Source organism: Marinomonas foliarum (assembly GCF_016906065.1).
Lineage (GTDB): Bacteria > Pseudomonadota > Gammaproteobacteria > Pseudomonadales > Marinomonadaceae > Marinomonas > Marinomonas foliarum.
Map to the genome: position 1 here is coordinate 3,346,593 of NZ_CP070273.1, position 12,694 is coordinate 3,359,286.

12 protein-coding genes are annotated in these 12,694 nt (G+C 37.3%); 5 read left to right on the forward strand and 7 right to left on the reverse strand.

Features of this window, described 5'->3' with window-relative positions; genetic code table 11:
- Positions 1-514 precede the first annotated feature (514 nt).
- The 5 genes from JSY38_RS15545 to JSY38_RS18605 all read left to right on the forward strand — a co-directional run bounded on the left by JSY38_RS15545 (position 515) and on the right by JSY38_RS18605 (position 5,729).
- Positions 515-1,144 carry a PAS domain S-box protein gene (locus JSY38_RS15545; protein WP_205114021.1) on the forward strand — a complete coding sequence of 210 codons (630 nt, stop codon included), beginning with the start codon at positions 515-517 and terminating at the stop codon, positions 1,142-1,144.
- A complete protein-coding gene (locus tag JSY38_RS15550) occupies positions 1,141-2,478 on the forward strand; it encodes an EAL domain-containing protein (RefSeq protein WP_205114023.1) in 1,338 nt (445 codons plus the stop codon). The genes JSY38_RS15545 and JSY38_RS15550 overlap by 4 nt, the downstream gene beginning before the upstream one ends.
- Before the next feature lie 3 nt (positions 2,479-2,481).
- Positions 2,482-4,035, forward strand: coding sequence for a methyl-accepting chemotaxis protein (locus tag JSY38_RS18600; RefSeq protein WP_205114025.1), 1,554 nt, complete (start codon positions 2,482-2,484; stop codon positions 4,033-4,035).
- Between the two features lie 92 nt (positions 4,036-4,127).
- Complete coding sequence (locus tag JSY38_RS15560) at positions 4,128-5,096, forward strand: PAS domain-containing protein (protein ID WP_205114028.1); 969 nt, start codon at positions 4,128-4,130, stop codon at positions 5,094-5,096.
- A 231-nt stretch (positions 5,097-5,327) separates the two neighbouring features.
- The gene (locus JSY38_RS18605; RefSeq protein ID WP_420844532.1) at positions 5,328-5,729 is read left to right on the forward strand and encodes a methyl-accepting chemotaxis protein; all 402 of its coding nucleotides are present in this window, start codon (positions 5,328-5,330) and stop codon (positions 5,727-5,729) included.
- Positions 5,730-6,055: 326 nt separating this feature from the next.
- Here the strand turns inward: JSY38_RS18605 and JSY38_RS15570 are convergent, their stop codons facing one another.
- From JSY38_RS15570 to JSY38_RS15600, 7 genes are all read right to left on the reverse strand, one after another.
- Entirely contained in the window at positions 6,056-7,309 is a 1,254-nt protein-coding gene (locus JSY38_RS15570) for a type II toxin-antitoxin system HipA family toxin (protein WP_205114030.1), read from the reverse strand.
- Complete coding sequence (locus JSY38_RS15575) at positions 7,293-7,640, reverse strand: helix-turn-helix transcriptional regulator (RefSeq protein ID WP_205114032.1); 348 nt, start codon at positions 7,638-7,640, stop codon at positions 7,293-7,295. The genes JSY38_RS15570 and JSY38_RS15575 overlap by 17 nt, the downstream gene beginning before the upstream one ends.
- A 545-nt stretch (positions 7,641-8,185) precedes the next feature.
- Entirely contained in the window at positions 8,186-8,533 is a 348-nt protein-coding gene (locus JSY38_RS15580) for a rhodanese-like domain-containing protein (protein ID WP_168827386.1), read from the reverse strand.
- A 28-nt stretch (positions 8,534-8,561) separates the two neighbouring features.
- The gene (locus JSY38_RS15585) at positions 8,562-8,786 is read right to left on the reverse strand and encodes a DUF2798 domain-containing protein (RefSeq protein WP_205114034.1); all 225 of its coding nucleotides are present in this window, start codon (positions 8,784-8,786) and stop codon (positions 8,562-8,564) included.
- 1 nt (position 8,787) lies between these two features.
- A complete protein-coding gene (locus JSY38_RS15590) occupies positions 8,788-9,372 on the reverse strand; it encodes a Crp/Fnr family transcriptional regulator (protein WP_205114036.1) in 585 nt (194 codons plus the stop codon).
- Between the two features lie 16 nt (positions 9,373-9,388).
- Positions 9,389-11,089, reverse strand: coding sequence for a SulP family inorganic anion transporter (locus JSY38_RS15595; protein ID WP_168827380.1), 1,701 nt, complete (start codon positions 11,087-11,089; stop codon positions 9,389-9,391).
- Between the two features lie 13 nt (positions 11,090-11,102).
- Positions 11,103-12,683 (reverse strand): bifunctional protein tyrosine phosphatase family protein/NAD(P)/FAD-dependent oxidoreductase, encoded by a 1,581-nt coding sequence (locus JSY38_RS15600; protein WP_205114038.1) that lies wholly within the window; start codon positions 12,681-12,683, stop codon positions 11,103-11,105.
- Positions 12,684-12,694: the final 11 nt, after the last annotated feature.

Below are 12,694 nucleotides of genomic sequence, written 5' to 3' on the forward strand. Positions count from 1 at the left end.
CAGCATTTCTAAAGTGGATGGTCATCTAGGGTCCAAAGTGGATGGTCATCTAGGGTCCAAAGTGGATGGTCATCTAGGGTCCAAAGTGGATGGTCATCTAGGGTCCAAAGTGGATGGTCATCTAGGGTCCAAAGTGGATGGTCATCTAGGGTCTGACTTTTGTGATTGTGATGATAAATGTCTTGATGGTAATTGTTGTAGTGTATTTAGCTTTGCAAGTAATTATCTATCTAGTATGGATTTTAGATCTCTCGATAAAACTACTTTAGTGTCCGTTTTATATGTTGCATTTTTTATAGATTCTCCATATACCCCACCTATACTTTATTGAAATCATATAATTCGAGAAAATGAACTTTATATTATTTTATAAAAAATAATTTTTTCTCAATCTTTTTTTTGTGCTGATTATTAATAGCATTGTAAATTATATTGATTAATGTCTTTTTTCATATGTCATATTTTTATTTTAAATGTGGTTTTATTTTTTAATACTGTTTAAAAGGATAAGGTTTTGAGTAATTTTTACGACTCAATTTTCAAATCAGCAGTTGATGCCATTATTGTCATTAATAATATGGGTATAATTGAAGCATTTTCACCTTCAGCTGAGAAACTGTTTGGCTATGCAGAAAATATCGTTGTAGGGAAAAATATATCTATTCTCATGCCGAAAAAGATAGCAATGGAGCATGATGGTTATCTTGAGAACTATAGAAAGACGAGTAATGCCAAAATTATAGGAATCGGTCGTGAAGTTGTTGGAAAGAAAAGTAATGGTCAAGAGTTTAACATGCATTTGTCGGTTGGTAAGGCTGAAGATGAAAGTGGTAATTTGAAATATATAGGTATTTGCCATGATATGACGCCTTATTATTCAGTCAAAAATGATCTGAATGAGACAATGGAAAACTATGATAACTTATCTAATTATGAAGGCTTATACATAGCGTCCATTGATAAAAATGGATTAGTGATAAAGTCAAATGTCTTATTTTCTGAAAGCGGATTCTTCGATTCAAATAAATTCGTTATGGATTTTTTTGAAAACTATAAATTTGAACATATTATCCAAAAAACTTTGCAAGATGGTTTTTATTCTATTTCCAAGTCGTCTATTGAAATTGATGAAAAAAACATGTGATAGATTGGAATTTTAAACTTGCATCTAATGATAGGATTCAAATTGTAGGTATTGATCGTACAGAATCTGAAAAAATCAGTGAGTCACTCTTAAAAGCTAAGATGTATGATCCTATTACCGAGCTTCCTAATGTTAACTATCTAAGGTTTTTATTAGAAAGTAAGGGAGTTAATTTAGACGATTATTATTTTTTCCGTGCTCGATTTGAAATGGTTGAAGTGAATAAAAAAATATTTGATCGAGACTTTCTGACGAAGTCAATTTATACCATTTTCAATTTGATCGTGAGTGTGGAATGTGTGGATTACACCATTCAAATTAGTGACTATTCATTTTTAAGTTGCGTGAAAAAGACATATCTTCCAATCCCTAGTCTCTTTAATGAAATTGTAAAAAATATATCGGACTTAGCTCTTTCAACTGATTTTATTGTGAATAAAAAGTTCAGAGTTGGATTCTGTGATTATCATGATAATGGTATAGGGAAAAGTATTGATGAAATTTTGAGGAGAACTGATTTCTCACTTAGATATGCCATTAATAATAATGTTGTTGTTTCTTATTACGATGCTTCAGTCGAGGATAGTATTAATAGAATAAAATACATTGAAAGTAATGTAATAAAAGTTATGGATGATGAAGTTGTTTTGTATTTTCAACCTAAGATAAAATCTGAAGATTTTTCTGTCTATGGTTATGAAGCGTTGATGAGATGGAATAGTAAATTAATAGGATGGGTCTCACCAGTTGAGATAATTAGTGCCGTTAATAATTTAGATTTAATGGAGTTGGTTGATAAGAAAATTATCATCAAAGCTTTTAAAGCTATTTCAGAAAATCCACTGTTACAAAAAATGTCAATTTCTATAAATATGTCGTCTATTTCTATTAATTCATGTTTTATCGTTGGATTAATAGAAGAGAGTGCTAAAGCGTTCGATATTGATTTGGATTATATTGATATCGAAATTACGGAGGATTCTCTAATTGATGACAGTGGTAATGCACGATCTAATATTGATTTATTGCGAAGTAAAGGTGTTAGTTTTTCCTTAGATGATTTTGGTAAGGGCTATTCATCACTAAGTTATCTTACATCATTTAACATTAATTACTTAAAAATCGATAAGCTTTTTATAGATGCTTTAGGCACATATCGAGGTGATGGTATGGTCGAATCTATTATAAAAATTGCGCATCTGAATGGAATGAAAGTGGTTGCTGAGGGAGTGGAAAACAATCAACAGGTGGTGATATTGAAAGAAATGAAATGTGATTTTTTTCAAGGTTATTATTTTGGTAAGCCCACCGATATATCAAATTTGAGAGGTTAAAAAATGAAAAAAAATCTTCCAGTTACCAATCGAGAGGTTACCCTTTCAGCAGGAACAACGCTTGTTACCTCAACAGACTTAAAAGGTGTAATAACTTATTGCAATGATGAGTTTGTTGCAATAAGTGGGTTTGATCGGAGTGAGCTTGTTGGCTCGTCACATAATATTGTTCGTCATCCAGATATGCCTCCTCAAGCATTTTCTATAATGTGGGAGTATCTGAAGTCTGGTAAGCCATGGATGGGATTAGTAAAGAATAGATGTAAAAATGGTGATCATTATTGGGTGAATGCTTATGTAACACCGATAACGGTGTCTGGTAAAGTAGTTGGATTTGAAAGTGTGCGTGTCACGCCTAAACCTGAAGATGTGATTAGAGCAGATGAGTATTACTCAAGACTTAATACTAATAAAAAATCGAAATTGAAAATCCCTCAAGGGGTTTATAGTTTGATGGTTTTTTTAACTTGCTTGATTTCTAGTTTTTTTGTTTTTGAAGATAATAGCGCATTACTACTCTCTGCAATCTTACTAAATGTTTTAGTTTTTTTTAGTTATCAAAATTACTCATTCAAGAAATCATTATCATCTATAGACGATTTACTTAAAGAATCATTTAGCCATCCTGTGGCCGTTGCTACATACACTGATGATGTCTCTTCAATAGGACGTATTAAAGTCAGTATTCTGAGTGAGTTATCTCATTTAAATACAGTGCTAAGTCGTATTGAAAACTCAGCAAATGAATTGAGTAGAGAGTCAAAAGTAGGATTAGATGCGACGAATAATACGAAGTTTTATATGGATAAACAGTCCAGTGAAACAGAGCAAGTTGCAGCAGCAATGAATGAAATGAGCACGGCCATTTTTGAAGTATCTAAACATGTGCAAGAGACCGCAACAAATGCCACTGTTGCACGGGAGAAGGTTACTAAAGGTGTCGAGTTATCCAGTCGATCTAAGCACTCAATAGCTTCTTTAAACGGCAGTGTTGAAGATATTACGAATTCAATAAAAGAACTTGAATCTCAGACAACGAATATTGCTGATGCTGCCGGTATTATTGAGCAAATTGCAGAGCAAACAAACCTGCTGGCGCTTAATGCGGCGATTGAAGCGGCCCGCGCAGGAGAGCATGGTCGTGGTTTTGCGGTTGTTGCCGATGAAGTGAGGCAATTGGCACAACGCACACAAGAGTCGACCAAGAAAATCTACTCGATAATTACTCATTTTAGAGACTCTGTTTCTAATTCTGTTGCTATTGCTGCGCAATGTAGCTCTTCCGCAGAGAATGGTTTAATTAATGTCAGTGAGACAGAAACAATGCTGAATAGCTTTGCTGATGATATGAACTTAATTGTTGATATGTCTGTACAAATGGCAGCTGCAGTTGAAGAACAGGCTCTAGTTTCTGATGAAGTTAATAGGCAGATCATTAACATATCTTCATTGTCTACAGATTGTACTGGGAAATCCATTGAAGCAGGAGAGGCTGTGCAAGAATTAGATAATGTAGCAAATCAACTTAAAGATTTGGTTGTTGGATTTAAGCGATAAGTTGACAATGCCTTTTTGTGATCCACAAACATGTTTTCAAGCGTATCAATATTTGAAAATGCTTAATTAAAACAGTGAAATAGTGGAATGTTATGTGGTTTAGTTCAAAAAATACAAAAATAATGGCAGAGCAAGTAGTTATCACTCATAAAGACGCTGCAGTTATTGTTGATAGAGAACAGAAAGTTATTGCCAGCAATCAGGCTTATGGTTCGTTAAGCCAAAGTTTTAACAAATCCGATGATAATCAAGCCCTTACTTTTTTGTTGAAGCATCACGACAAAAGTAGTGATTACATCAAAGGCGATAAAGGGTTGCATTTTAAGTTGCAAACAACACCTTTTACGATTAAGCATCTTGAGTCTTGTTTGCTTTATGTTTTCGAGCCGGTCTCTGAGCCGATTTTGGCTGAGCTAAGCTGGCAAAAATTAATAGGTTTAGGTCAGGATTCGTATGCGGTTTTTGATCTGAATAACAAGCTTGTTACAGCTAACTTTGATTCAATAAATAGTGATTCTCTGTATTTAGACCAGAAGGACACCCAACTATTGGAAGTTCTTAATACGGCTTCTAACAGCGAGGATGGCTTACTTTGTTTATCTGAAAAGCAAGACGTTTATGTTCATGTTTATCATCATCTTCTTGCTTCAGAAAAAGGAAAATTAAGCGCCTTTGTTCTATCTAAACGTTCTGATAGTACCAATAACAAACAGCTCGAATTGCTTTCTCAGGTGGTCAGTAATACTAGTACAAGTGTATTGATCACAGATAAAAATGGTTTTGTCGAATACGTCAATCCAGGCTTTGAAATTTTATCAGGATATACCTTGGAAGAAGTTAAGGGGAAGAAGCCAAGTGTTCTATTGCAAAGGGAGCAGACGGACAAAGAAACCATTAAGCGGATTTCGAAAAACTTAAAAGCACGACAGCCTTTTTACGAAGAAATATTGAATTTTGATAAGAGTGGCGTGCCTTACTGGATCGTTTTGTCGGTGAATCCTATTTTTAACAAATCTGGTGAACACACTGGCTTTGTTGGAGTTAGCTCTGATGTACGTTAAATTAAACGACAGGTATTGGAGCAAATTAATCAAAGAGACGCCATCAGTAGTCATTCAGCGGTGTTGGAATTTAACCAAAATGGCCAGTTCATTTCTGCGAATGATTACACGAAAAAGCAGTTGAATATTGAGAATGACACTCAAATACAATTGGTGGTTGGCAATTTAAAAGACTACCTAGATAAACCACGTATTCAGAAAATTGAAAAAGGTGAAGCCACAGCAGTAATGATGAAATTGAATCATAATGGCGCTGAGGTGGTATTAGATTGTGTCATTTCGTCAATAACGGATTTTAATGGTGATATTTCTAAGTACATTGTTTTTGGTAGCAATGTGTCATCTCGAAATAAACTTGTTAGTGAAACTCATCATTCTATGTCGTCGGTTCTTGGTAAGATTCAGACAACCGTTACAACGATAAATGCCGTAGCTGATCAAACGAATTTGTTGGCTTTAAATGCTGCGATCGAAGCCGCGAGGGCTGGTGAAGCGGGAAGAGGTTTTGCAGTGGTGGCTGACGAAGTCCGTAATTTAGCGAAAACTTCAAACGAAGCCGCAGTTCAGATAGGTTTATTAATCAATGAGACACAATCTCATGTTAATCAACTATCGTCATTTTTGCAGGAGTAAACTGGAATTATAAGGGTTTACTAGAAGGCTACTAACGTTTAAATAGATAAGCGGTTAATGAGGGCGGTTATTCTGTCGCTGAAGTCACCCAACGACTCAATACTACTGCCCACATTTTATATGCATTAGTCTCGACCTGATCATGTGTTCCTTAGCTGTACTTATCTCAATGTAAATCAAGGTTTTACCAAAAAATTATCGATTCAAACTAGTCGAGAAGTGACTTGTTAATAAGTCTAAGCTATCTAAGTGTCTACTTAACTGAGCTCCGTGTTTATTAAAAGTGTTGTTGGATTCGTGGACTTCCCAGACTTTACTAGACAGTATTAAACTCGAAAATCCTCATGAAGCCTTTGCCAATGTTGTCTTAGCTGTTGTTTGTGATCTTCATTCATTGGTAGGTCTTTTAGCGCGTTCGGCCAAAGTGTTCTGGCTTTTTCCATCACATCGTCCAGATGCGGCTTGATCGCTCGCCATGGAATATCTGATTTAGTAGCCCAATGTTCAAAGTGTTTATATGAGACATCGTACCAAGCCTTTGTCTTTGCAAGGTTAAGGGCAAAGTGTTGTTCGTTTTCAATATAAACACTGGTGGTGACTATGTCGTAAGCAGGCGAGAGTTTGGGGGTTACTTGATCTAAATAGAGTAAACTCCAGTTTTTCAAATGGGCGTCGCCGTTTGCTAATAGGATGTTGGCGAGTAAACGACGAGCAAGTTGCTGGACATCACTTATACTATCACCAGAAAACTGATACAGGATTTTTGCTATTTGTTCGTAGTTGCCTGAATTGTATTTTTCATGTGGGTACTTCACCAGAACTTGAGTAAAGTCTTCCATGTGAATACGTTGGTCGTCATGTCGGTCAAACCGCTTTATGGCGAAGGCCAACTTTTCATCTGGAAGGTTGATTTGTGGAAGGTTATCTAATTGGCCTATCTCGACCAATTTTATTTCAGGAATATCTACACCAATGAGGGAAGCGAGAGTCATGGCTGTGAACTCGTTGGCGGGGACTTCTTTGTGTTTAGTGGAAGGTGTTTTCACAATCCAATCGCCAAGCACATTATCTTTCGATAGATTGTATCGACCGTCTTTTTCCTTCATGGAAAACTTCATTTGAACGCCTGCCAAGGAGAACTTGTTTTCTTGGCTAAGTTTGTCTAATTTAACTGCTTTTACTTGGCCATGAGATGAGAATAAATGTAGAGGCACATCTTCAGGCTCCATCGGTTCAGCGACTAATGCGCCCGGTATATCCATACCGAGATAAGATAAAATATGGAACTCATTATCTACATGGGTTTTGAGCCCTTGAGCGATTAGCTCTCGCAGAGAACCTTCAGGCAATAGATTGGACAAAATAGGATGCAGACGTTGGTTTGTTGCCCATGGCTCAGATAGCATTTTATCGGCACGTGGAAAATTTGGATGGGTGGTTAAGCTAAAAGTAGGGCGTGTTGTGCTTGATTGATAGCTTTCAGCAAAATAAAGAAGATTACGTCCATTTTTTGCCCCCGCCAAATATCCCACTAGATGGCCATGTAACGTCAACTTAAGAACACTAATTTCCGTTGTCATATTCGTCTCCATCTTCTAATAGTCCTTTCCATGGATCATCCGATAGTTTTTTTTGTTCATCAGAATGATCAGGCTGTTTGTGCGGTAAAGATGTGTTGTTACCATCATTTTCAAGAACCGCTAAAACAGCATTCAGCTTTTCTTTTGGAATCAGCATGACGTCGCTATTTAGGCCCTTAGCAATCAGTTCAAGCGTATCGAGTCTTGGGTTGCCCTTTGCTTCAAGCCGCTGGTACTGCTGCCTTGAAATGCCAACACGCATTAGCATGTCATTCTGCTTGAGTTTCAGTGCTAAACGGCGATTTTTGATTTGCTGTAGTAGATTTATCATAAGGAAACTAATAAGTTGCTTTTTATGGAGTAGAAGTATATTAGTTGCTATTTTGGTTTAAGGCAATTAAAGAGTTTCTTTTTTCGGGCTTAATGATTAGTGTAAGTGCATAGAGATGGCCATTCAGTCAACAGTTCGAATCTGCTTAGTCCTACCATATTTGAAAGCCTCGATCTTTTTAAAAGGTCGAGACTTTTTATGTGTCTGATTTTTGTTTCCTCTGATTGGCTTTGGTGAGGGAGCATTTTTCCGATTTTTAATTCTGGGAAAGGCTGAGCGGGTAACTTTTGCCTAGCGCCGCAAAACTATATTATAGGAAAACGCAAAAGGGCGATTAAAAAGCCTTTCTCGTGTTCCTTCCCATTTTCTTCGAAAGGAAAGCTTTTCAAAAGTAAAGCCGCTTTAAAAGCGACTAAACAAGGTTTAATTATCTTGTTTAGTAGAAGAAAATTTAGAATTCAGCTGCATTATAGACGTGTATTTAGCTTTTTAGAGTCTCAAAGCATGGAGTTTAATTTGACTGCATCGACAAATAAGACTTTAGTTTAAGCTAGTTTCTTATATGCGTTCAATCCACCAGCAATGTATTTTGCATTTTTATAACCCATTGATTTTAGTGATGCCGCAGACAGTGCTCCTCGGTTATTGGCATTGCAATAGCATAAAATTTCTGTGTTTAAATTTGGGATTTGATCTTCAATTAGCATTTCTAACTTCCCTCGGCTAATATTCATTGAGCCTTTGATGTGACCATTGATATGTTCATCAGAATCCCGAATGTCTAGAGCAATAGCGCCTGCTAGAATGCGATCATCTACAGAGTCGGGTGTTATGCCTTCAACTTGAGACTGAGCGAAGGTGGCCATAGTTTGAAATTTTTCAGTGTATTTCATTATTTTATCCTTGAGTTAATTTAATAGATTATTTACTACAGATTTTTTGTGATAGCGTTTGTATTCTTTTCCCAAAAATAAAGATGATGCAGAGTGCGATAGGCCAAGAAATCAAATAAGCTTTCCCCCATCTCTCTAAGAAACCTTCTGTGATACCTGTATTTATTATTGTTATGGTTGCCGTCATTATGGTTACCATTAATATTGACATCAGTAATGGAGTGACAATTTTTAGGTATTTTTTGGGGATCATGTTAGAGACTCCTATTTTCCAATTTCTTTTTGTCAATGAGTTTAATACTTCTGCTTTTTGCTTTTATTTCAATTATGCTTTCTTTTTGTAGTTTGCTTAATATTCTGCTGACGGTAAATTCGCTTAGGCCTAGGTGGTTTGCTATATCCTCTCTTGTCATTGACATATTAAAGTAGTCGGGGGAATCTGGGTTTTTATTAAAGAGCTCTAACAGTAAAGAAGATATTTTACCTTCGGATTTTTGAGTGAAAACTCTTTTCCTTATTGTATATTCGGTAACACTCTCACTCATCTTGGTAAAAAAATAATGAAATGACACACTGTTCGATAGCAGTTCTTGAAAATTAAATTTTTCAACGATTGTGTCTTCTAAAGTTAAAAATGACGTCGGGTGATACTCAAGGTCGATTGAATTTAAGCCTAGAACGTCACCTTTAAAATAAAATTTAGTGATAAAACTACTACCATCTTCATTAATGATAACTTCTTTTATTGAACCGCTTTTTAAAATGAAAAGATTTTTTAAAGCATCGCCTTGTTTTATGAGTTGGTGATACTTTTTTAATCTTATAGTTTCTGTCTTCATATAATTTAATTGATATTCAAGACAATGTTTTGAACGCTTGATAATGCGTTAGGTAAACATCTCCAGTTAGATGCTCAATAAAATCGCTTTCTTTTAGCTTGTCCATGACAGGGCCTTTCACTTCAGATAAGGAAAGCTTGATGCTTTTCTCTAGAAGCTGTTGGTTAAGGGATTCGAGCATCTCAAGTGCGCTATAATCAATTTCACTGATTGAATTGCATTGAATAATAATGTGTTGGATTCCAGGCCTATTTTGAACTGTGCTCATAATTTTTTCTTCGAGAAACGCCGAGTTAGCAAAGAAAATACTTTCATCAAGGCGCAAGCTCAATAAATGAGGAAAGGTTTTTACTGTATGGCGCTGCACGTTTCTAAAGTGCTCTGTGCCTTCAATAAGTCCAACTTCGGCAATATGAGGTTCAGACGAATGAGATAAACGCAATAAAATTGATAAAATGACGCCAGAAGCCACACCTATTTCCACACCCAGCAATAAGGTAATCGCAATGGTAGAAAAAGCAGCATAGAAGTCATTGCGTGAGAAATGCCAAGTTTTCTTTAGAATCGAAAAATCGACTAAGCCAGATACGGCAACAATTATCGTTGCTGCTAAAGTAGCTTTTGGCAAAAAATAAAGTATCGGGGTTAGAAAAAGAGAAGCAATCAAGATTCCAATCGCCGTCATGACACTCGCCATTTGGGTCACAGCTCCTGCATCAAAATTGACCACAGAACGAGAAAAACCGCCTGTTACAGGGAAGCCTCCAGAAAATCCCGATGCTAGGTTTGCTGCTCCTAAACCAATCAACTCTTGATTTGGTTTTACTTTCTCGCCGCGTTTTGCCCCCAGTGTTTTACCAACAGAAATGGATTCAACATAGCCAATAATAGAAATCATCAGGGCTGGCAAAGTAAGCTCTTGTAACAGTGACAAGGATGGTAATGATAAACCGAATTGAGGCAATCCTGCTGGAATACTTCCTGTTATCGCGACACCATGAGATTGCAAATCAAATAAGTATACCACGATAATGCTGACTAAAACCCCCATAATAGGTGCGGTTTTGGCTAGAGGAGCAGCGTATGTTTCAGGTAACTTTAGTGCCATAAAAAATGACTTGGCATAGCGTTTTGCGAGCAATAAAAACAGGATAACGGATAGACCAACCGCCAAAGTATAAAGGTTTATCTCAGTAATGCTCTCAGACATGCTGATAATCTGAGAAACAACATTATCTCCGTGAGCACTAATGCCCATGATATGCTTTAACTGGCTTAAGGCGATGATGATGCCAGAGGCAGAGATAAAGCCTGAAATGACAGGATGGGAAAGCAGGTTAGTAATTTTACCTAATTTCATCATTCCCATCCCAAGTAATATGATGCCAGATAACAGTGCGAGTGTAATCGCTCCTGTTAAATAGCTGGCGGTGCCTTGTTCTGCAACGTTAGCCAAGGAAGAGGCTGTCATTAAAGAGGCGACTGCCACTGGACCGACGGATAATGAAGAGCTTGTTCCAAAAATAGCATACAGAATTAAAGGTAAGATACTGGAGTACAAGCCGACTTCTGGCGGAACGCCAGCGACAAGTGCATATGCTAACGACTGAGGTATTAATAGCATGGTGACGATAAACGCCGCCGTGGCATCTTGACCAAACTTACTGTGGTTATAACTCTTTAACCAAGCTGTTATTGGGAGCAAGCTTAAAAACATTCTATATTCTCCGTTATTTACGCATTTTAGGTTTTACAAACCATTCATGGCCCTTAAGCATTCCATGCCAATAGAAAGAAGGTAAAAGGTCTTCTTTTAAAATCCAAGCCAACTTGGTTGCTTTGGTCCCTTTGTTTAACCAATTCGGAAAGGTTGGCATGAGAACACCGCCATATCCGAATTCTGCCAAGACAATTTTGCCTTTTTCAACCGTTAGAGGGCAGGAGCCGTAACCATCATAAATAGCGATTTCTTGTCTGCTCTGTAAGGCATTAACGATATTTTGTGCGACAACAGGGGCTTGTTTACGAACCGCCGCCATGGTTTTTGCATTGGGCGTATTTGATACGTCACCAAGAGACCAAATGTTAGAGAAAGACTTGTGTTGCATGGTTTCTTTATCAACATCGACCCAGCCTGCATTGTCAACTAAAGGGCTGTTTTTTATAAAATCTGGCGTTGTTTGTGGTGGGCAGACATGAAGCATATCAAAGCTTTCTTCGATAATACTGGTATTCCCTTCTTCATCAACGCAGGAGAAGAAGGCTTTTTTATTAGGGCCATCTACTTTTACTAGCTCATGCTTAAAGTGTGTATCGACTTGGTATTTCTCAATATATTCCATAAGAGCAGGAACATATTCGGAAACGCCAAACAAAACTGCCCCAGCATTGTAAAACGACACATTAAGTTTGTTTAATCTGCCTGTTTTAAACCAATGGTCACAGGATAAGTACATGGCTTTTTGTGGTGCTCCGGCGCATTTTATCGGCATAGGTGGTTGAGTAAAAATGGCTTTACCACTCTTCAAATTATTGGTTAGCTCCCAAGTGTACGGAGCCAAATCATAGCGATAATTTGACGTAACTCCGTTATAACCTAAGGTATCCGTCAGACCCTCAATCGCCTCCCAGTTTAATTTTATGCCGGCTGCGACGACGAGTTGCTTGTAAGCAATGGTTTTTCCATTGCTTAGGCTGACGGTGTTGTTTTCAGGTTGAAAATGCTCAACGGACTCTCGTAGCCACTTGGTATTTTTGGGAATAACGTCAGACATATTTCTGCGAGTAGCATTGGCTTTAAAAACGCCGCCACCAACCAATGTCCAACCCGGCTGATAATAGTGATTTGTGGAAGGGTCAATTAAACAGATTCGAGTATTCAATTGACGTTTGAGAATACTTGCAGCCGTTGCAATACCTGCGGTTCCTGCTCCTACAATAACCACATCAAAGGTTTCATTTTGCGTTTGACTGTCGCTGTTTTCTGTTTGCTGAGCAGCTTGCCAAATAATAGATGAACGATTTCCCGTTCGGCAATACGCATGTATGTTATGGCTTTCTCTAATAGCTTGTTTAAACAGAGCAACATCTGAGTCTTGCATCTGACCAGCAGAAAAAGGGATGTGAACGGCCTGTATGTTTTTAGTGGCTGCAAATGCTTTCACGTCGGCAAAAGCAAGCTGTCCTGCTTCTTCATTATCCGGTCGATTACAAATGATCAGAGAAACCCCTGCTTGAGCAAGGGTTTCAACGTCATTTAAGGTGATTTGTTCAGATACAGAAAAATTCTCAGTTATTTGTTTGCGAAGCATGTTGCTGTCCT

What these genes read in the sequence shown, in the direction of transcription:
- JSY38_RS18600 (WP_205114025.1), top strand. Translation starts at nt 2,482, where the DNA reads ATGAAAAAAAATCTTCCAGTTACCAATCGAGAGGTTACCCTTTCAGCA.
- JSY38_RS15560 (WP_205114028.1), top strand. Translation starts at nt 4,128, where the DNA reads ATGTGGTTTAGTTCAAAAAATACAAAAATAATGGCAGAGCAAGTAGTT.
- JSY38_RS18605 (WP_420844532.1), top strand. Translation starts at nt 5,328, where the DNA reads ATGAAATTGAATCATAATGGCGCTGAGGTGGTATTAGATTGTGTCATT.
- JSY38_RS15570 (WP_205114030.1), bottom strand. Translation starts at nt 7,309, where the DNA reads ATGACAACGGAAATTAGTGTTCTTAAGTTGACGTTACATGGCCATCTA.
- JSY38_RS15575 (WP_205114032.1), bottom strand. Translation starts at nt 7,640, where the DNA reads ATGATAAATCTACTACAGCAAATCAAAAATCGCCGTTTAGCACTGAAA.
- JSY38_RS15580 (WP_168827386.1), bottom strand. Translation starts at nt 8,533, where the DNA reads ATGAAATACACTGAAAAATTTCAAACTATGGCCACCTTCGCTCAGTCT.
- JSY38_RS15585 (WP_205114034.1), bottom strand. Translation starts at nt 8,786, where the DNA reads ATGATCCCCAAAAAATACCTAAAAATTGTCACTCCATTACTGATGTCA.
- JSY38_RS15590 (WP_205114036.1), bottom strand. Translation starts at nt 9,372, where the DNA reads ATGAAGACAGAAACTATAAGATTAAAAAAGTATCACCAACTCATAAAA.
- JSY38_RS15595 (WP_168827380.1), bottom strand. Translation starts at nt 11,089, where the DNA reads ATGTTTTTAAGCTTGCTCCCAATAACAGCTTGGTTAAAGAGTTATAAC.
- JSY38_RS15600 (WP_205114038.1), bottom strand. Translation starts at nt 12,683, where the DNA reads ATGCTTCGCAAACAAATAACTGAGAATTTTTCTGTATCTGAACAAATC.